The following is a 21,912-nucleotide window of genomic DNA, read 5'->3' as shown; positions in this document are numbered from 1 at the left end:
CGCAGCCGTCATGGGAGGAACGACGATGGATCATTCGCGCGCTCCGGTGCTGGAGGCGTTGGAGGAGTTCCGGCGGCGGGGGGACGTGGTCTACGGGCCGCCCGGGCACAAGCAGGGGCGCGGGGCCGACCCCAGGGTGGCCGACGTCGTCGGGCTCGACGTCTTCCGGTCCGACGTCCTGCTCCTCAACGGACTCGACGACCGGCGCGAGTCCCAAGATGTCCTCGGCCAGGCGCAGGAGCTGATGGCCGACGCAGTCGGGGCCGAGCGGGCGTTCTTCTCCACCTGCGGCAGCTCCCTGTCCGTCAAGACCGCCATGCTCGCCGTCGCCGGACCCGGCGAGAAGCTGCTGGTGTCACGGAACGCGCACAAGTCCGTGATCTCCGCCGTCGTGATCAACGGGGTCGAGCCGGTCTGGGTCCACCCGAAGTTCGACGCCGAGCGCCACCTCGCCCATCCGCCCGAGGCGGACGACGTACGCCGCCGCCTCAAGGAACACCCCGACGCCAAGGGAATGCTCCTGATCACCCCCACCGACTGGGGGACCTGCGCCGACATCGGAGCGGTGGCGCGGACCTGCCACGACTTCGACGTACCGCTCGTCGTCGACGAGGCCTGGGGCGCCCACCTGCCCTTCCACCCGGACCTGCCGGCCTGGGGCATGGACCACGAGGCGGATCTGGTCGTCACGAGCGTTCACAAGATGGGCGGCGCGGTCGAGCAGAGCTCGGTCTTCCACCTGCAGTACGACCGGGTCTCGCCCGAAGTCCTCAAGCAGCGCGAAGACCTCCTGGCCACCACCAGCGCCTCCAGCCTCGTCTACGCCACCTTGGACGGCTGGCGCCGGCAGATGGCCCAGCACGGCCACGAGCTGCTGGACACCGCGATCCGCCGCGCGCGCCGGATCCGCGCGGCGGTCGGGGAGCTGCCGGGACTTCGGCTGATGGACCGCGAGGTCGTCCAGGCCGGGCTCGCCGCCGACATCGACCCGATGAAGGTCGTGATCGATGTACGGGAGCTGGGCATCAGCGGCATGCAGGCCGCCGAATGGCTCCGCGCCCACCGGCACGTCGACGTCGGCAGCTCCGACACCTGCCGCATCAGCGCCTCGATCACCCACGCCGACGACGACGCCACCGAGGAGACCCTCCTGGCCGCCCTGCGCGCCCTCGTCGAGGCCGCCGACTCCGTCGAATCCCGGCCTCCGGTGCGGCTGCCCGCGCCGCCGGCGCTTGAGCTGGAGCAGGCGATGCTGCCGCGTGAGGCGTTCTTCGCCCCGGTGGAGCACGTCCCGGCGGAACGAGCCGCCGGGCGGATCTCGGCGGAGCTCATCAGCCCCTACCCGCCGGGAGTACCCGTGATCGCCCCCGGTGAAGTGATCACCGACGAGACCGTGGACCACCTGCGCAGCGGCGTCGAACACGGAGTGCTGATCCCGGACGCGGCCGACCCCACCGTCCGTACCCTGCGCGTCGTGGCCCGTACCGGGGCCGCCGCGTGAGCCCCATCGCCCGCCCCTTCCCCGTGGGGCTCCCGCGCCGGGGGCAGCCGCGCCCATCCGTGGCATGCTCGTCCTATGACGGCTAACCGCGACGAGGCGGACGTGCCTGAGTCGAGTACCAGCAACCTCGGTGGAGCAGCCTCGGCCTCCGCCGCGACCCGTCACGCCGTCCTCGCCTCCAGCCGTTACGTACCCCGTCGACAGTGGTCGGCCGGGGCGGAGCGCGCCCCCGCCCTGCCGGCCGCGGCCGTTCAGGAGCTGCTGGACGGCCTGTCCGGCTCGGTGACCTTCCTCCTGCCGCTGCCCGGGGCGGACGGCGAGATCCAGGACTTCCGGATCACCGCGGCCTCCCCCGACGCGCTGGACGTCGCGGGCCGCAGGGGCAAGGAGCTGGTGGGGCTCAGCCTCCTGGAGACGTACCCGACCGTGCGGGGCACCGCGCTGTGGGACGGCTACCTCGGAGCGCTGGCGACCGGGACCCGCTACGAAGCGGAGCCGTTCGAGTACGAGGAGGTCCTCGGCGGCATTGCCCGGCTCTCCCGGTTCACCGTCCGGGCGACGCCGTGCCAGGGAGGGCTGATCGTCTCCTGGATACGCCTGGACAACGGAGAGCGGGAGCAGCGGCGGCTGGCGGTGATGCAGCGCCTGGGGAGCATGGGCTGGGCGGACTGGGACCTGGCCCGGAAGACGACCACCTGGTCGGAGGAGGTCTACAGCATCTTCGGCCGGGATCCCTCGCTCGGTCCGACGACGCTGGAGGAACTGCCCCGCCATGCCGTCACCGAGGACTTCCCGGCCCTGAGCAGGGCCGTGCGGAGCCTGCACGGGCGCGGCAGACCGATCGACCACACCTTCCGCATCGTCACGCCCGCGGGGGAGGTCCGGCACGTCCGGATCGTCGCGGAGGCCGAGACGGACGTAAGCGGCCACCCGGTCGAGGTGTACGGCCTCTTCCAGAACCTCACCGCCGTGAAACGGGCCGAGGAGCGGCTGCTGCAGCACGAGCGGGCCGCCCTGGCCCAGCACGGCATGCTGGCGGCCGAGCGCAGTCTCGCCGTCCGGCTCCAGGACGCCCTGCTGCCGCTGCCGCAGCAGTCCCTGCGACTGGCCGGCCTCACCGTCGACGTCGCCTATCAGCCGCTCCAGGAGGGGCTCAACGTCGGAGGCGACTGGTACAGCGCCATCGAACTGCCCGACGGCAGCGCGCTGCTCGTCGTCGGCGACGTGGCGGGCCACGGCCTCGACGCCGTCGCCACCATGGCCCAACTGCGCTTCACCGCCAAGGGCATGGCCATCACGGGCACCCCGCTCGCCGCGATCCTGAGCCGGCTCAACACGCTCCTGTGGCACAGCTCCGACCGGGGCTTCAGCACCGCCACCATGATCATGGCCCGGTACGAGCCCGACGCGGGCCTGCTCACCTGGGTGCAGGCCGGCCACCTGCCGCCCCTGCTCCTGCGCCAGGGCGAGGCCCGCTACCTCGCTCCTCCGCACGGTGTCCTCCTGGGCGCCACGACCACCCCGCGGTACGACTCGGCCACCATCCGCCTGCTGCCCGGCGACCACCTGCTGTTCTACACGGACGGGCTGGTCGAGGCGCCGAGCGAGGAGCTCGACGACGGCCTCGCCCGCCTCGCCCGTACGGCCGCGGAGTGCAGCGACAGCGTGCGCCCTCTGGACGGCATCCTGGACGCCCTCGTCCACCCGGACACGCGCCGCGACGACATCTGCGTCCTGCACATCAGCGTCTGACGGCCCGGGGCCGCGTGTACGGGCGGGACCGGCGCGCGCGGAACGGCGATGGTTTCAGGTCAGTCAACAGACCTTCCGCGGAAGGGCCTTGACAACGCGACCTGGGGTGAAGAACATAGTCCCCAGATTGGAAAGTCTGTGCCCATCGGGCGACGCCTCGCGCCGCCGGCCCTGGCGCTCGGTTGTTGATCGAGGCCCCTTTCCAAACCCGATGACTCTCATGAACGGCCCGGTGAACCCGGGCCGTTTTTTCGTCTGCGGAGGGAACAGAACATGGCGAACGGAGCCGGAAAGACCGCGATCGTCACCGGAGCGACCAGCGGCATCGGTCTGGCGGTCGCGCACCATCTCGGTGAGCTCGGCTACCGGATCTTCCTGTGCGCCCGGAGCGCGGACAAGGTCAAGGAGACGGTCGAGGAGCTGCGGGGCAAGGGCTACGACGCCGACGGCACCGACTGCGACGTCCGTTCCGGTGAGCAGATCCGGGCCATGGTGACCGCGGCGGTCGCGCGGTACGGCGCCATCGACGTCCTGGTCAACAACGCCGGGACCGGCGGGGGCGGGGTCACCGCCGATCTCACCGACGAGGCCTGGCTCAACGTCATCGACACCAACCTCAACAGCGTCTTCCGCGTCACCCGGGATGTGCTCTCCCTCGGCGGCATGCGGGACAAGAGCTGGGGCCGGATCGTCAACATCGCTTCCACCGCGGGGAAGCAGGGTGTCGTTCTGGCCTCGCCCTACTCGGCGTCCAAGCATGGCGTCGTCGGGTTCACCAAGTCCCTCGGCAACGAGCTGGCCAAGACCGGGATCACGGTCAACGCCGTCTGCCCCGGGTACGTGGAGACGCCGATGGCCGAGCGCGTGCGCACCGGCTACGCGCAGGCGTGGGAGACCACCGAGGAGGACATCCTCCAGCGGTTCGAGGCGAAGATCCCGCTCGGTCGCTACTCGACCGTGGACGAGGTGGCCGGCATGGTCGGATACCTCGTCAGCGACACGGCGGCGTCGGTGACGTCCCAGGCCATCAACGTCTGCGGCGGCCTCGGCAACTTCTGACCGGCCGCCCGACGCCACGGCGGACGGCGACGGGCCCCGGCCGAGGCCGCCGCCGGTGTCCGTGGCCCCTCACGCCCGCTCTCGGCCGCGGGTCTCGCGGTACTCGTCGTCGAGCAGCGAGGTGAGCGTGGCTCGCATGTCCGTGAGGAACTCCTCGAACTGCTCGATGAGTTCCGGCGGATACTGCGCCATCATCGCCGTGAGCCGGTCCGAGAAGGGCTGGAAGAATTCGGAGGCCGGCTTTCCGATCGCCGGGCTGCTGCGCAGGGTCACGACCCGCCGGTCGGTGTGCTCACCGCGCGTCCGCACGATGTGCCCGGCCTTCTCGAGCCGGTCCACCAGGGCGGTCGTCGCACCCGACGTCAGCGACACGCGCTCGCTGAGGCGGGCCAGCGAGAGCGGCGCGTTCTGGTCCTCTGCGTAAAGGATTTCCACCAGCGCCGCGGCGTCCGTGGAATGCAGCCCCAGATAGTTGGCGAAACGCCGGGTGAATTCGGTGTAGTTGGCGCCCCAGGAACGCAGCTCATTCACGATTCGGGCGCTCTGCGCCGACACCTGCGCGAGCTCTTCGTCTTCCATCTGCCTACCCCGCGTTTCGCGCTCGTACTTTTCCACAAGGATATAACACGACGATGCAACTTCATCATGGAGCATCTTTGCTCTGCGAGGGGTGGCACCCATGATGGCGCGGATCGTATCCGACTGGGCCGTGGCCGCGGAGTCCTGGGAAGACCTGGACACCCCGCTGTTTCCAGCGGAATCGGCCCTGTTGACCAGGGCGGGAGACAGGCGCCGCAGGGAGTTCACCACTGTCCGCGCGCTGGCCCGTCAGGCCCTGGCCCGTATCGACGTGGCGCCCGCGCCCATCCTGCCCGGGCCCAAAGGGCAGCCCCGCTGGGCGCCCGGCGTACGGGGCAGCATGACCCATTGCGCCGGCTACCGCGCGGCCGTGGTGGCCCGGTCCAGGGACGGCCTCGGACTCGGTATCGACGCCGAGCCCAACGGGCCCCTCTCGAAGGACGCCCTGGCGGCCATCACCACCGGCGACGAAGCGGCCCACATCGCCGCCCTGCGCGACCGCGCGCCCCAGGTCCACTGGGACCGGCTGCTGTTCAGCGCCAAGGAGGCCGTCTACAAGACGTGGTTCCCGCTCACCGGGGCCCGGCTCGGCTTCCGCGACGCCCACATCACCTTCCATCCCGGCACCGGCCGGTTCGTCGCCCGGCTTTCACGGTCCTTCCCGGACGTGCCGGGCGCGGGCCGGCTCCGCAGGCTCACCGGACGCTGGGCGGCGAGCGACACGCTCGTCGTCACCGCGATCTGTCTTCCCGCGGCACGGCCCGCCGGCCGCTCGCAGCACAAGGAGAACGTCCAGTGAAGTACACGGCATTTCTCGGCGTCCGCTTCGAACCCGAATGGTTCCTCATGGACCCGGCCGATCGCGATGGATTCGAGGCGGAGCATGTGTTTCCCATCCTTGGGAAGCACTCGCCGTTCCTCCATATCCGTCCCTTCCGGGCCGCCGCGTTCGGAGCCCGGCACACCAACTTCTTCCTCGTCCATTTCGACGACGTACCGGCCTACAACGGCCTCGTCGAGGACCTGCGCGAATCCCCGCTGATGGCCAGGAGGTTCGTCACCATCACCGACAACTTCATCGGAATCGAAGAGACCTATCAGGCCGACGGCGCGGAATAGAGGCGTACCCATGACCAGAATAGGCATCATCCTCGGCAGCACCCGGCCGGGGCGCAACGGCGAAGCGGTAGCCCGCTGGGTCCACTCCCTCGCGAGCCGCCGCGACGACGCGGAGTACGAACTCATCGACCTCGCCGAGCAGGCGCTGCCGCACCTCGACGAGCCGATCCCCCCGATGGCGGGGATGTACAGCCACCCGCACACGCAGGCCTGGGCCGAGCGGATCGACCGGCTCGACGGATTCGTCTTCGTCACGCCCGAGTACAACCACTCCGTGCCCGGGGCACTGAAGAACGCCATCGACTTCCTGTTCGCCGAGTGGGGCAACAAGGCCGCCGGATTCGTCGGGTACGGCCCCGTCGGCGCCACCCGGGCCGTGGAGCATCTGCGGCTGATCCTCGCCGAGTTGCGGGTCGCGACGGTACGCACGCAGGTGGCGCTGACCTTCGCCACCGACTTCGCCGACCGGACCACCTTCCGGCCCGGTGAGGAGAGCCCGGCCCTCGTCGACCTCCTGCTCGACGAGGTCGTGTCCTGGAGCCAGGCCCTGGAGCCCGTACGACGCAAGGCGTCCGCATGAGCGGCACCCCGGCCCCGGACACAAGCGCCCCCGGCACAGCGGCCCTCGACGCGGCGGTCGTCGTCGCCGGTGCCGGGCCCACCGGTCTGATGCTCGCCGGCGAACTGCGGCTCGGCGGCGCCGAAGTGATCGTCGTCGACCGGCTGGCCGAGCCCGTCACCGAATCCCGGGGCCTTGGCTTCACCGCCCGTGCCACCGAAGTCTTCGACCAGCGAGGCCTGCTGGACCACTTCACCGGCCCCGAGATCAGCACCAAGGGCCACTTCGGCGGCATCCCGATGGACTACGACGTGCTGCCCGGCGCCCACTTCGGGGTGCGCAACGTCGAACAGACCGAGACCGAAGGCGTCCTGTCCCGCTGGGCCGCCGGACTCGGCGTCACGGTCCTGCGCGCCCACGAGGTCACCGGCGTCGAGCAGCTCGACGACCGGGTCGAGGTCTCCCTCTCCACGCCGGAAGGTCCGCGCGTCCTGCGCTGTGCGTACCTCGTCGGCGCCGACGGCGGCCGCAGCACCGTCCGCCAGGCCGCCGGGTTCGACTTCCCCGGACATGACGCCACCCGGGAGATGTTCCTCGCCGACATCGCCGGGGCCGAGATCCGGCCCCGCTTCCTCGGCGAGCGGGTCGCGGGCGGCATGGTCATGTCCGCGCGGCTGAGCGACGGCCTGGACCGGGTCATCGTCTGCGAACACGGCGCCCCGCCCCGCGAACGCACCGCACCGCCCGGCTTCGCCGAGGTGGCCGGCGCGTGGAAGCGCCTCACCGGCGAGGACGTCAGCCACGGCGAAGCCCGCTGGATCAGCTCGTTCACCGATGCCTCCCGGCTGGTGTCCGAGTACCGCCGCGGCCGGGTCCTGCTCGCCGGGGACGCCGCCCACATCCACCTACCCGCCGGCGGGCAGGGCCTCAGCGTCGGCGTGCAGGACGCGGTGAACCTCGGCTGGAAGCTCGCCGCGGTCGTCACCGGCCGCGCGGACGCGGCGCTCCTCGACACGTACCACCAGGAGCGCCACCCGGTCGGCGAGCGGGTGCTCACCAACACCCGCGCGCAGGGGCTGCTCTACCTCGGCGGCGTTGAGGTCGAGCCGCTGCGCGCCGTCCTCGGCGAACTGCTGCGCCACGAGGAGGTCGGCGCCCACCTCGCCGGCATGGTCAGCGGCCTCGACATCCGCTACGACCTCGGCGCGGGCACGCATCCGCTGCTCGGCCTGCGGATGCCGCCGTGCGACCTGGTCACCGACGCGGGCGCCACAACCACCACGCGACTGCTGCACCCGGCCCGCGGCGTCCTGCTCGACCTCGCCGACGAACCGGCCCTGCGCGAGTCGGCCGCCCCATGGGCCGACCGGGTCGACGTGACCACCGCGGCCAGCACCGACGACCGGCTCACCGGCACCGGCGCGGTGCTGCTGCGCCCCGACGGACATGTCGCCTGGGCCACGCCCGACGGCGGTGACCTGACCGAGGCGCTCACCACCTGGTTCGGCCCGGGCGCCCCGCGCGCCGGCGCCTGAGCGGCCCGGCCACGCCCCCTACCGAAACGAGGAAGCATCCGATGCACAGCACCCTGATCGTCGCCCGGCTGGATCCGAGCTCCGTCGGCGACGTCGGCAAGCTCTTCGCCGACTTCGACCGTACGGACATGCCGCAGCGCATGGGCACCGTCCGCCGGCAGCTCTTCAGCTACCAGGGCCTGTACTTCCACCTCCAGGACTTCGAGTCCGACGACGGCGGCGAGCGGATCGCCGCCGCCCGCTCGCACCCCCTCTTCGTGGGGATCAGCGAGGACCTCAAGCAGCACATCACCGCCTACGACCCCGCGACCTGGCGTTCGCCCGCCGACGCGATCGCGCAGCGGTTCTACCACTGGGAGCAGGACTCATGACAAGCGAAGCAACGACCACCGTCGCCGCGTTCACCCTCGACGACCTCAAGCGGATCCTGCTCAGCGCCGCCGGCGCCGACGAGAGCGTCGACATGGACGGCGACATCCTCGACGCGCTCTTCACCGACCTCGGCTACGACTCGCTCGCACTCCTGGAGACCGCCGCGGTGATCTCACGCGAATACGGCGTCGAGCTCAGCGACGACGCCGTCACCGCCGTCACCACCCCCCGCGGCTTCGTCGAGCTGGTCAACTCCGCCTGAAACACCCCTGAACCGCCCCTGAACGAGCCGGGAGGCACGATGTCCGGACCGAAGGTCCACGAAGTCGAGCACGAGATCACGGTCGCCGCGTCCGCGAAGAGCGTGTACCAGCTACTCGTGGAGGTGGAGAACTGGCCGCTCATGTTCCCGCCGAGCGTCCACGTGGAACGCCTCGAACAGAGCGGCGAGAACGAGCGGATACGGATCTGGGCCACCGCCAACGGCGCGGCCAAGACCTGGACCTCCCGCCGCCGTCTCGTCCCGGCCGAGGGCCGGATCGAGTTCCGTCAAGAGGTCTCCAGCCCGCCCGTCGCCGCCATGGGCGGCGCCTGGATCGTGGAGGCCGACGGTGAGGAGCGCTGCCGGGTGCGGCTGCTCCACGACTACCGCGCCGTCGACGACGACCCGGCCGCGCTGGAGTGGATCGCCGCGGCGGTCGACCGTAACAGCCACGCCGAGCTGGACGCCCTCAAGGCCACCGCGGAGGGCGGCGACGAGGCCGCCGGGAAGCTGCTGTCGTTCGAGGACACGACACAGATCGCCGGAACCGCCCAGGAAGTCTTCGACTTCATCAACGAGGCCGATCTCTGGGCCGAGCGCCTGCCGCACGTGGCACGGGTGGAGCTGGAGGACGAGGCCGGCCTCCAGCTGCTGGAGATGGACACCCGCACCACCGACGGGTCCACGCACACCACCAAGTCCGTACGGGTGTGCCTGTCTCCCGGCCGGATCCTCTACAAGCAGATCCAGCTGCCCGCCCTGATGACGCTGCACACCGGGCAGTGGCGCTTCGAGGAGAACGCCGACGGCGTCCTCGCCACCTCCCAGCACACCGTCGTCATCAACGAGGCCAACATCGCCTCCGTCCTCGGCGCGCAGGCCGGTCTCGAAGAGGCCCGCGCGATGGTCCGCAAGGCGCTCGGAACCAACAGTCTCAGCACGCTCGCCCACGCCAAGGCCCATGTCGAGGGCGGTCGATGACCGGCACCGGCACATCCAGGGGCCCGGCCCGATGACGGCACCGCACACGCTCACGCAGGTGCTCGTCGTCGGCGCCGGCCCCGTCGGGCTGCTGCTCGCCGGGGACCTGGCGCAGTACGGCGTACGGGTCGTGCTGGCCGACACCCTGGCCGAGCCCATGACCGAGTCACGCGCCTCCCAGCTCAACGCCCGCACGATGGAGATCCTCGGCCAGCGAGGTCTGGTGGACGCCTTCGAAGGACTCGTACCCGAGCCGGCCGGCCACTTCGGCGGCCTGGCCTTCGACGCCACCACCACCCCCAGCAGATACGCCGGCAACTGGAAGGTCCCGCAGTTCCGCACCGAGGCGGTCCTCGCGGAGCGGGCCCGGGCCCAAGGGGCCGACCTGTGCCGGGAACACCGGCTCGTCGGGCTCGACGTCACCGACGGCGGCGTCCTCGCGCACTTCCACACCCCCGCCGGGCCGCGCACCGTCCAGGCCGGCCATCTGGTGGGGTGCGACGGCGCCGACAGCGCGGTCCGCTCCCTGGCGGGCTTCGAGCTGACCGGCACCGCCGCCGTACGTGAACTGCTGCGCGCCGACGTCACCGGGATCGAGATCCCCGACCGCCGCTTCGCGCGGTCCGCGCACGGCTTCGCGGCCTCCGCGCGGCGGCCCGACGGCGTCACCCGCATCATGGTCCACGCCTTCGGCCGGCCTCCGGTGGCCCGTACCGGACCGCCGGAGTTCACCGAGATCGCCGAGGTCTGGCGGACGGTCACCGGCGAGGACGTCTCGGGGGCCACGGCGATCTGGCGGGACGCCTTCGACGACGCCTGCGCCCAGGCCACCGCCTACCAGCGCGGCCCGGTGCTGATCGCCGGGGACGCCGCCCACGTCCACATGCCCGTCGGCGGCCAGGCGCTCAACCTCGGTCTGCAGGATGCGGCCAACCTCGGCTGGAAGCTCGCCGCGCAGGTGCACGGCTGGGCACCGCCCGGCCTGCTCGACAGCTACCACCAGGAGCGCCACCCGGCCGGCAAGCGGGTCATGGACAACGTCCAGGCGCAAGGCATGCTGCTGTTCGGCGGGGCCGAGATGGACCCCGTACGGCAGCTGTTCGGCGAGCTGCTGGCCCGGACCTCGCTCCACCACCTCTTCGCCGGCCCCGTCGGCGGGCTCGACGTGCGCTACGACGTCGGCGCCGACAGCTCCCCGTACCTCGGGGCCCGGCTGCCCGACCTCCCGCTCACCGCGGACGGCACGCGGACGACCGCGCACCGGCTGCTCGGCGAGGGCCGTGGTGTGCTGCTCGACCTCACCGGCGGGCGGGCGACGGCCAACGCGGCGGCGCGGGAGTGGAGCGGCCGGGTACGGGTCGTGCACGCCGAGGCGGCCGGGGACCTCGACCACGGCGCCGTCTTCCTGGTCAGGCCGGACGCCCACGTCGTGTGGACCGACACGGGCGCGACGCCGCTGCGCGACGCGCTGCGCCGCTGGTTCGGCGAGGCCGACGCGTCCGCCGCCCGGCCGTGACCGGCAGCCCCGGCACCGCCCCGCGCGGGCGGACCCCGGCATGCCCCGATGAACAGCTCTTTTACTTCTCTGTCGTTTCCGTGGAGGGAAAATGATCAGGCGGCGAGTGGTCATCACCGGTATAGGGGTGCTGGCACCGGGAGGTGTCGGCACCAAGAACTTCTGGTCCCTGCTCAGCGAGGGACGTACGGCGACGAGGACGCTGACGCACTTCGACCCCACGCCGTACCGCTCGCGGATCGCGGCGGAGGTCGACTTCGATCCGCAGGAGCACGGCCTGCGCGCGCAGGAGATCCGCCGGATGGACCGGGCCGCGCAGTTCGCCGTGGTCGCCGGCCGCGAGGCGGCCGCCGACAGCGGACTCGAATGGTCCGGAGTCGACCCGCACCGCATCGGTGTGACGATCGGCAGCGCCGTCGGCGCCACCACAAGCCTGGAGGACGAGTACCGGGTGGTGAGCGACGACGGTTCGGCCCATCTGGTCGACCACACCTACGCCACCCCGCATCTCTACGACTATCTGGTGCCCAGCTCCTTCGCCACCGAGGTGGCCTGGGCGATCGGTGCCGAAGGGCCCAGCACGGTGGTCTCCACCGGCTGCACCTCCGGCATCGACGCGGTCGGGCACGCGGTCGAGCTGATCCGCGAAGGCGCCGCCGATGTGATGATCACCGGCGCGACGGAGGCCCCGATCTCCCCGATCACGGTCGCCTGCTTCGACGCCATCAAGGCCACGAGCGTGCACAACGACGACCCGGAGCACGCCTCGCGCCCCTACGACTCCACCCGTAACGGCTTCGTCCTCGGCGAGGGCGCGGCGGGCTTCGTGCTGGAGGAGTACGAGAGCGCCAAGCGGCGCGGCGCCACCATCTACGCCGAGATCGTCGGCTACGCCACCCGCAGCAACGCCTACCACATGACCGGACTGCGGGCGGACGGCGCCGAGATGGCCGAGGCGATCACCGCGGCGCTCGACGAGGGCCGGCTCAACCCGGCCGACCTCGACTACGTCAACGCCCACGGCTCCGGCACCAAGCAGAACGACCGACACGAGACGGCCGCCTTCAAGCGCAGCCTCGGCGACCACGCCTACGCCGTCCCGGTCAGCTCCATCAAGTCGATGGTCGGCCACTCGCTCGGCGCGATCGGCTCCATCGAGATCGCCGCGTCCGCGCTCGCGATCAAGAACAACGTGGTGCCGCCCACCGCCAACCTGCACCACCAGGACCCCGAACTCGACCTGGACTACGTGCCGTTGACCGCCCGCGACTGGCGCACCGACCGGGTGCTCACGGTCGGCAGCGGCTTCGGCGGCTTTCAGAGCGCGATGGTCCTGTCCCGTCCCGAAAGGAGCGCCGCGTGACGGCCGTAGCGGTAACCGGTATCGGAGCCATCGCCCCCAACGGCAAGGGCACCGACGCCTACTGGAAATCCACCGTCGAGGGACTCAGCGGCATCGTGCCGGTCAGCCGCTTCGACGCGTCGGGGTATCCCGCGAAGCTCGCCGGCGAGGTGCCGTTCGACGCGGCCGCCCACCTGCCGAGCAGGCTCATCCCGGCGACCGACCACATGACCCGGCTCTCGCTGGCCGCGGCGGAATGGGCGCTCCAGGACGCGGGCGTCGACCCGGCCGAGCTGCCCGACTTCGGCGCCGGAGTGATCACCGCCAGCTCCGCCGGCGGCTTCGAGTTCGGCCAGCGCGAGCTGGAGAACCTCTGGAACAAGGGCCCCAAGTACGTCAGCGCCTACCAGTCGTACGCCTGGTTCTACGCGGTCAACTCCGGGCAGATCTCCATCCGGCACGGGATGCGCGGCCCCAGCGGGGTCGTCGTCAGCGACCAGGCCGGCGGCCTCGACGCCATCGCCCAGACCCGGCGCCAGATCCGCAAGGGCACCCAGCTGATCATCTCCGGCGGTGTCGACGGCTCCCTGTGCCCCTGGGGCTGGGTCGCCCAGATGACCGACACGAGGATGAGCACCTCCGACGACCCCGAGCGCGCCTACCTCCCCTTCGACCCGGCCGCCGGCGGCCATGTGGCCGGCGAGGGCGGCGCGCTGCTCGTCATGGAGGAGCTGGAGGCCGCGCGGCGGCGCGGCGCCCGGATCTACGGCGAGGTCGCCGGGTACGGCGCCACGATGGATCCGAGGCCGGGCAGCTCGCGCGAGCCGGGCCTGCGCCGGGCGATCGTGACCGCGCTCGACGACGCGGGCGTCAACCCGGACGAGGTCGACGTGGTCTTCGCCGACGCGGCCGCCGTCCCCGAGCTCGACCGCATCGAGGCCGACGCCATCGACGCCGTCTTCGGGCCCGGGAAGGTGGCCGTCACGGCCCCGAAGACGATGACCGGCCGGCTCGCGGCGGGCGCGGCCTCGCTGGACGTCGCGGCCGCGCTGCTCGCCATCCGCGACGGCGTCATCCCGCCGACGGTCCACGTCTCCCGGGCGCCCGAGTACTCCATCGACCTGGTCACCGGCGCGGCCCGCGAGGCCCAGGTCCGTACCGCGCTCGTCCTCGCCCGGGGCCACGGCGGCTTCAACTCCGCCGTCGTGGTCCGCGCGGCCCGGTGAGCGCCGGCGCGCCCGGCCACGGCGGCCCCCCGATCCACCACGCCCGGGCGAACGGCCCGGCCTTCGACGACCTCCTTGAAGGGGCGGGAACATGACCAAGAAATTCGGCATCGAGGACCTCACGCGCATCCTGCGCGAGGGCGCGGGCGGTGAGCTCGAAGGCGACTTCCAGGACGCCAGCTTCGAAGACCTCGGATACGACTCGCTCGCGCTGCTGGAGACCGGCAGCCGCATCGGCCGCGAGTACGGCCTGGAGTTCGAGGACACGGCCTTCGTCGACGTCGAGACCCCGCGCGACCTCGTCGAGGTCGTCAACGCCCATCTGCTGTCCCACGCGGCCCGCGGCTAACCGAGGAGATCAGGATGACGACGACCACCACCATCCCCCGCAGCGACATCGACCCCTACAGCGACGCCTCGATCCTCTCGCCGTACGAGGACTACCGGCGCCTGCGCGACCTGGGGCCCGTGGTCTGGCTGGAGACCCACCAGGTCTTCGCCGTGGCCCGCTACCGCGAGGTCTACGACGCCCTGCACGACCACACCACCTTCTCCTCCGGCTCCGGCGTCGGCCTGACCGAGACGCTCAACAAGGCGCAGAAGGGCAGCAGTTTCACCAGTGACCCGCCCTACCACGACTATGTGCGCGGCCTGGTCGCCCGGCACCTCAAGCCCAAGGCGCTGGAGCAGTTCCACGACTACATCGAAGGCTGGGCCGCGCGCCTGGTCGACGAGCTGATCGAGAAGGGCACCTTCGACGCGGTCACGGACTTCGCGCAGGCCTTCCCGCTGGCCGTCGTGCCCGACCTGCTCGGCTGGCCGGTGGAGGAGGGCAAGGAGCGGCTGCTGGAGTGGGCGACCGCCGGCTTCAACGCCTTCGGGCCGCTCAACGACCGCACCAAGGCCGGCTTCCCGCTGCTGAAGGAGATGTCCGACTTCCTCCAGCGGATGTCGATCCCCGGCAACCTGCGGCCCGACAGCTGGGGCGCGCAGCTGGTGAGCGACGCCAAGGACGGCAAGATCGAGGAGTATCTGCTCCCCGGCCTCCTCGGCGACTTCCTCGCCCCCTCGATGGACACCTCCGTCAGCGCGCTCTCCAGCATGCTGTGGCTGCTCGGCTCGCACCCGGGGCAGTGGGACCAGATCCGCGCGGACGAGAGCCTGATCCCGAAGGCGTTCAACGAGATCATCCGGATCGAGTCGCCGCTGCGCGGCTTCACCCGCCTGGTCACCAGGGAGCGGGAGCTCGGCGGACTCACCCTCGAGCCCGACGCGCGGGTCCTGCTGCTCTACGGCTCCGCCAACCGCGACGAGCGCCACTGGACCGACCCGGACACCTTCGACATCCACCGTCCCGGTGTCGCGCAGCACGTCGGCTTCGGCCACGGCATCCACGGCTGCGTCGGCCAGGCGCTCTCCCGCCTGGAGGGCCACAGCCTGCTCAAGGCGCTGTCCACGCGGGTCCGTTCGATCGAGATCGGCGAGCCCACCTGGCGTCTGCACAACACGATCCGCGGGATCGCCTCCCTGCCGGTGACGCTGCGCACGTGATCCCCCTCGACAGAAGGACGGCCGGGATGAAGCTCGTCGTCGACCGGAGCCGCTGTGAGGGGCACGGGCTGTGCGAAGCCGTGGCGCCGGACCTGCTGCGGGTCGACGACGGCTTCGCCACGCCCGTCCACGACGGAGACGTTCCGGCGGACCAGCAGGACGCCGCGCACAGCGCGGTGGAGATGTGCCCGATCGCGGCGCTCAGGACGGCCTGAGCGCCGCCCGCGATGAATGGAGGGTGGTACCGAGAATGAGTACGACTGCCTTCGTGTTCCCGGGCCAGGGTTCGCAGCGCATCGGCATGGGCCGCGAACTCATGGAACGGCGCACGGAGTTCCTCGAATCCCACTACCGGGTCGCCGACGAGATACTCGGGATCCCGCTGACCGAGCTCTGTCTGCGGGGCCCGGCCGAGGAACTGCGTGCCATGCCGGTCACCCAGCCGGCCGTCTTCCTGACCAGCGTCGTCGCCCATGAGACGCTCCGCGGCCGGGGCGTCGAACCCGACGTCGTGGCCGGGCACAGCCTGGGCGAGTTCGCGGCGATGGTCGCGGCCGGGGTGCTCGACTGGACGGACGGGCTGCGGCTGGTCCGGCTCCGCGGCGAACTGATGGACTCCGTCCACCGCGAGACGCCCGGCAGCATGGGAGCCGTCATCGGTCTGGTACCGGCCGATCTGGAGGGCCTGTGCGCGCGAGCGGCCGCCGACACCGGAGAGGTCGTCGAGATCGCCAACCACAACGACCACCGGCAGGTCGTGGTCTCGGGGCGGACCGGGGGAGTGGCCCGCCTCCTCGAACTGGCCGACGAGGCCGGCGCGGAGCGGGTGCTGACGCTCGCCGTGGGCGGCGCCGCGCACTGCAGTCTGCTGTCGGGCATCGAGGAGGAGTTCGGCCGGGCCCTGGAAGCGCTGGATCTGCGCGATCCGGTGGTCCCGGTGGTGTCCGCTGTCACCGCCGCGCCCGTACGCACCGCGCACGAGGCGGCCGACTGTCTGCGCCGCCAGTTCACCAGCCGGGTGCGCTGGGTCGACACGGTCCTCGCGCTGGCGGACTCCGGCGTCGGCGACTTCGTGGAGGTCGGGCCGGGCAAGGCGCTGAGCAAGCTGTGCGGCCGCATCCGCCCGGAGGCGGCGGTCTACCGCACCAACGACGCCGAGCAGCTGGACCGGGCCGTCGCGGCGCTGGGCGCGGTCACCGCACAGGGGGCGGGGGCGCGATGAGCGGCGCCCGCCCGGTCGCCCTGCTCCTGCCGGGGCAGGGCTTCCAGCACGCCGGCATGGCCGTCGAGCTCTACACACGCGAGCCGCGTTTCACGGCCGTCGCCGACGAGTTCCTCACCGCGCTCGGCCCGGAGGGCGCCACCGTCCGCGACGACTGGCTGGCCTGCGTCGACGGCGGGCCGGCCGACCGGGGCACCTCGGCGCAGCCGCTGCTGTTCCTGATCGGGTACGCGATAGGTGAGGTGCTGGCCAGTCGGGGGATACGCCCGGCCGTGATGGTCGGCCACAGCGTCGGCGAGCTGGCCGCGGCCACGCTCGCCGGCGTGCTCGACCTGCCGGCTGCGGCCCGGATCCTGGCGGCGCGCTGTTCCGCTCTCGAGGAGGCCCCGCCGGGCGGCATGCTCGCCGTCGCCGGGGCGCCGGAGACGGTCCTGGACTGTCTGCGGGCCCGGTCGGTCGGCGGGAGCGTGGTGGTGGGGGCGCACAACGGCCCGCAGCAGACGGTGCTCGCCGGTCCGGAGCCGGACCTGTCCGAGGCCGAACGGGCGGTACGGGACGGGGGCCTGGTCGCCCGCCGGGTCCGGGCGCTCGAACCCTGGCACTCGCCGGCGATGGGCCCGGCCGCGCGCAGGTTCGGTGCCGCGGTGGCGGCCGAGCCCCTGCGGCCCCCGACGATCCCGATCGTGTCGACGCGCACCGGCCGGGTGGTCACGGACGCCGAGGCCGTACGTCCGGGGTTCTGGGCGGAGCAGATGGCGGCGCCGGTGCTGTTCTGGCCCGCCCTCGACGCCGTGCTCGGGGGCGGGGCGTACACGGTCGTGGACGCGGCGCCGGCCGGCGGGCTCGCCACCCTGGCGCGCCGGCATCCGTCGGTCCGGGCGGGGCGCAGCACGGTGCTGCCCCTGCTGGCCCCCGGGGGCCGGGATGCCTGGACGGTCTGGACGGAGGGACTCGCGCGGCTGGAGCCGACGGCGAGCCCGGCCCACGCGCAGCAGCGGTGAATTCCCATGCCGAGGCGGGGTGCCGGTGGAAAGCACCCGGCACCCCGCCTTTTATGTCGTTGTTCAGCCCCGCTGGGCGGCGTTCACGTCCGCCGCGTGGTAGAAGACCTTCCCGGACACCTTCTGGCGGCGCCACCGGTATTGATTGGCGAGCCGGTAGATGCTGCCGTTCGGAATGTTCCACAGGGCCGCGATGTCCGCCACGCTGTACCAGGAACGCCGGGTCGTCGCATGCGACGCCTGCATGCCAAGACCGAGCGCCGCCCATTCGTCCGACGCCCACCAGTGGGCGTTGTTCGCGCTGCACCGGATTTCCGACGGCTTCGGCCGGGCCCCCGCGACCACCTTGACCACGGCCCGGAGTTTTCCGGTGCATTCCTCCCGTACGCAGTCGCCCACCGGGACGATCCGTACGTGCCGGGGCTCGCAGGCCTGTCGGGCGCGCCGGATCAGCGTGCCGAACTCCTCGACCGCGTCACCCGCGGCCGGGTGGGCCGACAGCCACGGGATGTTCTCGTGGATGAACCGGGCCAGCTGGACGACCTGGCGCTCGGGCGCCTCGATCCCGCGCTCGTCGGCGATCAGGGACGCCCACGACGCCAAGGTCGATCTGACGGAGGACCGGGCCTCGGCGGCCTCGGCGTTGAACGGCATCTCCTGCCGGCCGCCGGACTGCGACACCCGCTCCTGCGGGGTGCGCGTGCCGCCGAGGGAGAGCTCGCACGAGAGATAGAGAGCCGGCAGTTCGCGCAGGCCGGCGGAGAGCTGGTCTCTGCAATCGCCGCAGAGTGCGGTCTCCTTGGTCGACAGGCACCCGCTGGAACTGGCTTGAACATGGTGGTTTTGCGTAGGGCATCCCATACGGTGGTCCAATTCCCCCTTTTTGTGGCCCGCGTTGCTGGCCTGTTCTCGTCCTCAAAGGTATGCCAGATTGCCTCCATGCGGGAGTGTCTTCATCATCAATGCATAGTGGAATCGTCCGCCGAAGTCATGAAAATCTCATGCCGTGCTCGTGACCCTCGCACTACCGGCGGACGCGAATCTCCGGTAATCCTGGACGCGACAAAGCCCCCATCGGCGGGCCAACAGGAGCCAAGGGGAGCTTTGTCGCCTACGGTCTTGGCGTGCCGTGACGGTGGTCGGCCGTCGTCGTCGGCGTCGATGCCTGGAGAGTGAGGGGTGGGACGTGGAGAGAGGGCGGGCCTACAGCCAGCCGGCGTCCACGGCGATGCGCACGGCGTCCATGCGCGTGCGCGCGTTGAGCTTGGTGGTCACGGAGGTCAGATAGTTACGGATGGTGCCGGGGGACAGGTTGAGCCGCGCGGCGATGTCGGGCACGTCCTCCCCGGCGGCGGCGAGGCGCAGCACCTCAAGCTGACGTTCGGTCAGCGGTGGGGTGGGAGCCTGCCAGGCCGACACGGCGAGATCCGCGTCGATCACTCGATGTCCGGCCGCGAGGTCCCGTACGGTGCTGACGAGCTTCTCGGGTGGTGAGTCCTTGAGCAGGAACCCGCCGACCCTCATGTTCAGTGCCCGCCGCACGATGGTCGGGCGCCAGTGGTTGGTGAGTATCAGTGTCCGTGTCTCCGGCAGTTCGTCATGTATTTTCTGAACCACCGAGAGATCTTCCTGCCCGGGCATATCGATGTCGATCACCGCGACGTCAGGTCGGTGAAGCCGGGCAGCCGGCAGGATTTCGTTGCTGTCCCCTAAGTCGGCGACGACATCGATGTCAGATTCCTGCCCGAATAGTGCGAGAAACGCCCCCCGTACCATGTAAACGTCTTCGGCGAGCAGAACTGTTATCACTTTCCCTCCAAGGGGGTGAACATGAGTGTCCTGCAGCGCGGCATGGCGCTAGTCGGTCAAGAGCTTAACTCCTGGGGGGTAGTTCTGCAGAGCAAAATTTTTGCTGCGCCTGGGTTGACCTGGCGGCCTCTCACCCGGACGACGAAGCTCCGGTGGGGCGGGCCCGACTCATGAAGTCGGCCCGCCCCACCGGAGCTTGGATATACGGAACGAAAGGTTCACCTCTGAGGCCGTGAGCCCCCTCGCCGCCTCAGAGCGACGCGCGCTTCTTCAGCGGCTCCCACCAGCCCCGGTTGTCGCGGTACCAGGCGACCGTCTCGGCGAGCCCCGCCGCGAAATCCTTCCGCGGCCGGTACCCCAGCTCACGGCGGATCTTGGAGCAGTCGACGGAGTAGCGCAGGTCGTGGCCCTTGCGGTCGGCGACGTACTCCACCATGTCCCAGTCCGCGCCGCACGCCGCGAGCAGCAGCCCGGTCAGCTCGCGGTTGCTCAGCTCCGTACCGCCGCCGATGTTGTACACCTCGCCGGGCCGGCCCTGCGTGCGGACCAGTTCGATCCCCTGGACGTGATCGTCGATGTGCAGCCAGTCCCGGACGTTGCGTCCGTCGCCGTAGAGCGGCACCTTCTTCCCGTCGAGGAGGTTGGTCACGAACAGCGGGATGACCTTCTCCGGGAAGTGGTGGTGCCCGTAGTTGTTGGAGCACCGGGTCACCCGCACGTCCAGTCCATGGGTGCGGTGGTAGCTGAGCGCCAGCAGATCGCTCGACGCCTTGGACGCCGAGTACGGCGAGTTGGGGCACAGCGGATGCTCCTCCGGCCAGGAGCCCTCGGCGATCGAACCGTAGACCTCGTCGGTGGAGATGTGCACGAAGGTGCGGGTGCCGGCCCGCAGGGCCGCGTCGAGCAGGACCTGCGTGCCCATGACGTTGGTCCGGACGAACTCGGCCGCGCCCTGGATGGACCGGTCCACATGCGACTCGGCGGCGAAGTGCACCACCTGGTCGACGCCTTCCATCAGCCGGCCGACCAGCCGCGCGTCACAGATGTCCCCCTGCACGAAGGAGAGGCCCGGGTGGTCCTGGACGGCGTCCAGGTTGGCCGGGTTGCCCGCGTAGGTGAGCTTGTCCAGCACGGTCACCGCGACGCCGCCCGGTCCCGCCGGACCGAGGACGGTGCGTACGTAGTGGGAGCCGATGAATCCGGCCCCGCCGGTCACCAGCACATGGGTCGTGGTCATGAGGAGATCTGCACCTTGCTGTGGTCGCCGAGGATCAACCGGTGGGCATGCGGGACGGCTGGGGCGGGTGTGACGGTGACGCTCCGTCCGATCAGGGACGCCTCGACCCGCCGCACCCCCTGGATGGACGAACCGCCCAGCACGATCGAGAACTCGATCTCGCTGTTCTCGATGCGGCAGTCCTCGGAGACGGAGGTGTAGGCGCCGATGTACGAGTCGCTGATCACCGTCCCACGGCCGACGATCGCGGGCCCGACGATACGGGAGCGGCGCACCCGCGCGCCCTCCTCGATCCGGACCCGGCCGATGAGCTCGCTCTCCTCGTCGACGTCGCCCTCGATCCGCAACGGAAGGGTCTCCAGGACCGAGCGGTTGACCTCCAGCATGTCGATGACGTTTCCGGTGTCCTTCCAGTAGCCGGAGATCGTGGTGGAGCGGACGGTGCGCCCCGCGTCGATGAGCCACTGGATGGCGTGGGTGATCTCCAGCTCTCCGCGCAGGGAGGGCTGGATCGAGCGCACGGCCTCGTGGACGGCCGGTGTGAAGAGATAGACCCCGACCAGCGCGAGGTCGCTCTTGGGCACGCTCGGCTTCTCCTCCAGACCCACCACGCTGCCCTGTTCGTCGAGTTCGGCGACGCCGAAGACGGTGGGGTCGGAGACCCGGGTGAGCAGGATCTGTGCGTCCGGGCGCTCCAGACGGAAATTCTCGACGAGATGAGTGATACCGCCGACGATGAAGTTGTCGCCGAGATACATCACGAAGTCGTCGTCGCCGAGGAATTCCCGGGCGATCAGTACGGCGTGGGCGAGACCGAGCGGTGCGTGCTGCGGAATGTAGGTGACGTCGATCCCGAACTTGGAACCGTCACCTACCGCGTCCCGGATCTCCTGCTCGGTGTCGCCGACAATGATGCCGACGTCCGTGATGCCCGCGTCGGCGATGGCCTCCAGGCCGTAGAAAAGAACAGGTTTGTTGGCCACCGGCACCAATTGCTTGGCGGAAGTGTGGGTGAGCGGGCGCAGTCGCGTTCCCGCGCCTCCCGACAGTACAAGAGCCTTCACGAGACGCCGTCCTCACTGCTGAATTGACGAGTGATAATGCAATGAACGTCGAATGAGGCGGTGCCGCACAAGTTATTTCTGCACCACTTGGACCTGTATTTCTCATGCCCTGCGGCACGAATTCATGGATCAGGGCAAGGAGGTGACCCGGCCGGGGGTTACGGGGGGGAACCCACCGGCCGGGTCGTTCGAGGGGGCGCCGGCCGGGCCGGCGCCGGATCTCCG

The 21,912-nt window shown here is 70.9% G+C and carries 23 protein-coding genes; 18 read left to right on the top strand and 5 right to left on the bottom strand.

The features are described from left to right. Positions 1-25: 25 nt before the first annotated feature. The 3 genes from IEZ01_RS05105 (at position 26) to IEZ01_RS05095 (ending at position 4,312) form a co-directional block, all read left to right on the top strand. Positions 26-1,501, top strand: coding sequence for an aminotransferase class I/II-fold pyridoxal phosphate-dependent enzyme (locus IEZ01_RS05105; RefSeq protein ID WP_189200070.1), 1,476 nt, complete (start codon positions 26-28; stop codon positions 1,499-1,501). A gap of 75 nt (positions 1,502-1,576) precedes the next feature. Beyond that, complete coding sequence (locus tag IEZ01_RS05100; protein WP_229832688.1) at positions 1,577-3,253, top strand: PP2C family protein-serine/threonine phosphatase; 1,677 nt, start codon at positions 1,577-1,579, stop codon at positions 3,251-3,253. A 273-nt stretch (positions 3,254-3,526) separates the two neighbouring features. Continuing rightward, complete coding sequence (locus tag IEZ01_RS05095) at positions 3,527-4,312, top strand: SDR family NAD(P)-dependent oxidoreductase (protein WP_189200068.1); 786 nt, start codon at positions 3,527-3,529, stop codon at positions 4,310-4,312. 69 nt (positions 4,313-4,381) lie between these two features. Here the strand turns inward: IEZ01_RS05095 and IEZ01_RS05090 are convergent, their stop codons facing one another. Continuing rightward, positions 4,382-4,891: a MarR family winged helix-turn-helix transcriptional regulator gene (locus IEZ01_RS05090; RefSeq protein WP_019890087.1), complete on the bottom strand. Its 510-nt coding sequence runs from the start codon at positions 4,889-4,891 to the stop codon at positions 4,382-4,384. 100 nt (positions 4,892-4,991) lie between these two features. On the opposite strand from IEZ01_RS05090, the gene IEZ01_RS05085 reads away from it, so the two are divergent. The 15 genes from IEZ01_RS05085 to IEZ01_RS05015 all read left to right on the top strand — a co-directional run bounded on the left by IEZ01_RS05085 (position 4,992) and on the right by IEZ01_RS05015 (position 17,577). Next, positions 4,992-5,690, top strand: coding sequence for a 4'-phosphopantetheinyl transferase family protein (locus tag IEZ01_RS05085; protein WP_019890088.1), 699 nt, complete (start codon positions 4,992-4,994; stop codon positions 5,688-5,690). After that, a complete protein-coding gene (locus tag IEZ01_RS05080; RefSeq protein WP_019890089.1) occupies positions 5,687-6,010 on the top strand; it encodes a darcynin family protein in 324 nt (107 codons plus the stop codon). The genes IEZ01_RS05085 and IEZ01_RS05080 overlap by 4 nt, the downstream gene beginning before the upstream one ends. A 10-nt stretch (positions 6,011-6,020) precedes the next feature. Then, positions 6,021-6,590, top strand: a complete 570-nt coding sequence (locus IEZ01_RS05075; RefSeq protein ID WP_019890090.1) for an NADPH-dependent FMN reductase — start codon at positions 6,021-6,023, stop codon at positions 6,588-6,590. Continuing rightward, positions 6,587-8,104: an FAD-dependent monooxygenase gene (locus IEZ01_RS05070; RefSeq protein ID WP_019890091.1), complete on the top strand. Its 1,518-nt coding sequence runs from the start codon at positions 6,587-6,589 to the stop codon at positions 8,102-8,104. Before IEZ01_RS05075 ends, IEZ01_RS05070 begins: the two co-directional genes overlap by 4 nt. Before the next feature lie 41 nt (positions 8,105-8,145). Further along, positions 8,146-8,475 (top strand): TcmI family type II polyketide cyclase, encoded by a 330-nt coding sequence (locus tag IEZ01_RS05065; RefSeq protein WP_019890092.1) that lies wholly within the window; start codon positions 8,146-8,148, stop codon positions 8,473-8,475. Beyond that, positions 8,472-8,738, top strand: a complete 267-nt coding sequence (locus IEZ01_RS05060) for an acyl carrier protein (protein WP_019890093.1) — start codon at positions 8,472-8,474, stop codon at positions 8,736-8,738. Before IEZ01_RS05065 ends, IEZ01_RS05060 begins: the two co-directional genes overlap by 4 nt. A gap of 39 nt (positions 8,739-8,777) precedes the next feature. Beyond that, a complete protein-coding gene (locus IEZ01_RS05055) occupies positions 8,778-9,719 on the top strand; it encodes an aromatase/cyclase (protein ID WP_019890094.1) in 942 nt (313 codons plus the stop codon). Positions 9,720-9,750: 31 nt separating this feature from the next. Further along, positions 9,751-11,235, top strand: coding sequence for an FAD-dependent monooxygenase (locus IEZ01_RS05050; protein WP_189200066.1), 1,485 nt, complete (start codon positions 9,751-9,753; stop codon positions 11,233-11,235). Positions 11,236-11,326: 91 nt separating this feature from the next. Continuing rightward, entirely contained in the window at positions 11,327-12,598 is a 1,272-nt protein-coding gene (locus IEZ01_RS05045; RefSeq protein ID WP_189200064.1) for a beta-ketoacyl-[acyl-carrier-protein] synthase family protein, read from the top strand. Next, the gene (locus IEZ01_RS05040; protein WP_189200062.1) at positions 12,595-13,803 is read left to right on the top strand and encodes a ketosynthase chain-length factor; all 1,209 of its coding nucleotides are present in this window, start codon (positions 12,595-12,597) and stop codon (positions 13,801-13,803) included. Before IEZ01_RS05045 ends, IEZ01_RS05040 begins: the two co-directional genes overlap by 4 nt. 91 nt (positions 13,804-13,894) lie before the next feature. Then, on the top strand, positions 13,895-14,152 hold the full coding sequence (locus IEZ01_RS05035) for an acyl carrier protein (RefSeq protein ID WP_019890098.1): 258 nt from the start codon (positions 13,895-13,897) through the stop codon (positions 14,150-14,152). Positions 14,153-14,166: 14 nt separating this feature from the next. Further along, positions 14,167-15,354, top strand: coding sequence for a cytochrome P450 (locus tag IEZ01_RS05030; RefSeq protein ID WP_019890099.1), 1,188 nt, complete (start codon positions 14,167-14,169; stop codon positions 15,352-15,354). A 26-nt stretch (positions 15,355-15,380) separates the two neighbouring features. Further along, positions 15,381-15,569, top strand: coding sequence for a ferredoxin (locus tag IEZ01_RS05025; RefSeq protein ID WP_019890100.1), 189 nt, complete (start codon positions 15,381-15,383; stop codon positions 15,567-15,569). Between the two features lie 35 nt (positions 15,570-15,604). Beyond that, complete coding sequence (fabD, locus tag IEZ01_RS05020; protein ID WP_028798084.1) at positions 15,605-16,576, top strand: ACP S-malonyltransferase; 972 nt, start codon at positions 15,605-15,607, stop codon at positions 16,574-16,576. Next, positions 16,573-17,577, top strand: a complete 1,005-nt coding sequence (locus IEZ01_RS05015) for an acyltransferase domain-containing protein (RefSeq protein ID WP_189200060.1) — start codon at positions 16,573-16,575, stop codon at positions 17,575-17,577. Before fabD ends, IEZ01_RS05015 begins: the two co-directional genes overlap by 4 nt. Before the next feature lie 63 nt (positions 17,578-17,640). Here IEZ01_RS05015 and IEZ01_RS34675 read toward each other — a convergent pair whose 3' ends face one another. The 4 genes from IEZ01_RS34675 to IEZ01_RS04995 all read right to left on the bottom strand — a co-directional run bounded on the left by IEZ01_RS34675 (position 17,641) and on the right by IEZ01_RS04995 (position 21,687). Continuing rightward, a complete protein-coding gene (locus IEZ01_RS34675; protein ID WP_229832686.1) occupies positions 17,641-18,438 on the bottom strand; it encodes a hypothetical protein in 798 nt (265 codons plus the stop codon). Positions 18,439-18,780: 342 nt separating this feature from the next. Then, positions 18,781-19,386: a response regulator transcription factor gene (locus IEZ01_RS05005; RefSeq protein WP_028798085.1), complete on the bottom strand. Its 606-nt coding sequence runs from the start codon at positions 19,384-19,386 to the stop codon at positions 18,781-18,783. A 250-nt stretch (positions 19,387-19,636) separates the two neighbouring features. Then, positions 19,637-20,623, bottom strand: a complete 987-nt coding sequence (rfbB, locus tag IEZ01_RS05000) for a dTDP-glucose 4,6-dehydratase (RefSeq protein ID WP_189200058.1) — start codon at positions 20,621-20,623, stop codon at positions 19,637-19,639. Then, positions 20,620-21,687 carry a glucose-1-phosphate thymidylyltransferase gene (locus IEZ01_RS04995; RefSeq protein WP_028798086.1) on the bottom strand — a complete coding sequence of 356 codons (1,068 nt, stop codon included), beginning with the start codon at positions 21,685-21,687 and terminating at the stop codon, positions 20,620-20,622. The genes rfbB and IEZ01_RS04995 overlap by 4 nt, the downstream gene beginning before the upstream one ends. Positions 21,688-21,912 lie beyond the last annotated feature (225 nt).

The sequence above is a fragment of the Streptomyces purpureus genome (assembly GCF_014648195.1).
Lineage (GTDB): Bacteria > Actinomycetota > Actinomycetes > Streptomycetales > Streptomycetaceae > Streptomyces > Streptomyces purpureus.
This window is presented reverse-complemented; position numbering and strand designations above follow the sequence as displayed.

Bases quoted from the DNA above. Each gene is read 5' to 3' on its own strand.
- IEZ01_RS05105 (WP_189200070.1), top strand. From the start codon at position 26: ATGGATCATTCGCGCGCTCCGGTGCTGGAGGCGTTGGAGGAGTTCCGG.
- IEZ01_RS05100 (WP_229832688.1), top strand. From the start codon at position 1,577: ATGACGGCTAACCGCGACGAGGCGGACGTGCCTGAGTCGAGTACCAGC.
- IEZ01_RS05095 (WP_189200068.1), top strand. From the start codon at position 3,527: ATGGCGAACGGAGCCGGAAAGACCGCGATCGTCACCGGAGCGACCAGC.
- IEZ01_RS05090 (WP_019890087.1), bottom strand. From the start codon at position 4,891: ATGGAAGACGAAGAGCTCGCGCAGGTGTCGGCGCAGAGCGCCCGAATC.
- IEZ01_RS05085 (WP_019890088.1), top strand. From the start codon at position 4,992: ATGATGGCGCGGATCGTATCCGACTGGGCCGTGGCCGCGGAGTCCTGG.
- IEZ01_RS05075 (WP_019890090.1), top strand. From the start codon at position 6,021: ATGACCAGAATAGGCATCATCCTCGGCAGCACCCGGCCGGGGCGCAAC.
- IEZ01_RS05070 (WP_019890091.1), top strand. From the start codon at position 6,587: ATGAGCGGCACCCCGGCCCCGGACACAAGCGCCCCCGGCACAGCGGCC.
- IEZ01_RS05065 (WP_019890092.1), top strand. From the start codon at position 8,146: ATGCACAGCACCCTGATCGTCGCCCGGCTGGATCCGAGCTCCGTCGGC.
- IEZ01_RS05060 (WP_019890093.1), top strand. From the start codon at position 8,472: ATGACAAGCGAAGCAACGACCACCGTCGCCGCGTTCACCCTCGACGAC.
- IEZ01_RS05055 (WP_019890094.1), top strand. From the start codon at position 8,778: ATGTCCGGACCGAAGGTCCACGAAGTCGAGCACGAGATCACGGTCGCC.
- IEZ01_RS05050 (WP_189200066.1), top strand. From the start codon at position 9,751: ATGACGGCACCGCACACGCTCACGCAGGTGCTCGTCGTCGGCGCCGGC.
- IEZ01_RS05045 (WP_189200064.1), top strand. From the start codon at position 11,327: ATGATCAGGCGGCGAGTGGTCATCACCGGTATAGGGGTGCTGGCACCG.
- IEZ01_RS05035 (WP_019890098.1), top strand. From the start codon at position 13,895: ATGACCAAGAAATTCGGCATCGAGGACCTCACGCGCATCCTGCGCGAG.
- IEZ01_RS05030 (WP_019890099.1), top strand. From the start codon at position 14,167: ATGACGACGACCACCACCATCCCCCGCAGCGACATCGACCCCTACAGC.
- IEZ01_RS05025 (WP_019890100.1), top strand. From the start codon at position 15,381: ATGAAGCTCGTCGTCGACCGGAGCCGCTGTGAGGGGCACGGGCTGTGC.
- fabD (WP_028798084.1), top strand. From the start codon at position 15,605: ATGAGTACGACTGCCTTCGTGTTCCCGGGCCAGGGTTCGCAGCGCATC.
- IEZ01_RS05015 (WP_189200060.1), top strand. From the start codon at position 16,573: ATGAGCGGCGCCCGCCCGGTCGCCCTGCTCCTGCCGGGGCAGGGCTTC.
- IEZ01_RS34675 (WP_229832686.1), bottom strand. From the start codon at position 18,438: ATGGGATGCCCTACGCAAAACCACCATGTTCAAGCCAGTTCCAGCGGG.
- rfbB (WP_189200058.1), bottom strand. From the start codon at position 20,623: ATGACCACGACCCATGTGCTGGTGACCGGCGGGGCCGGATTCATCGGC.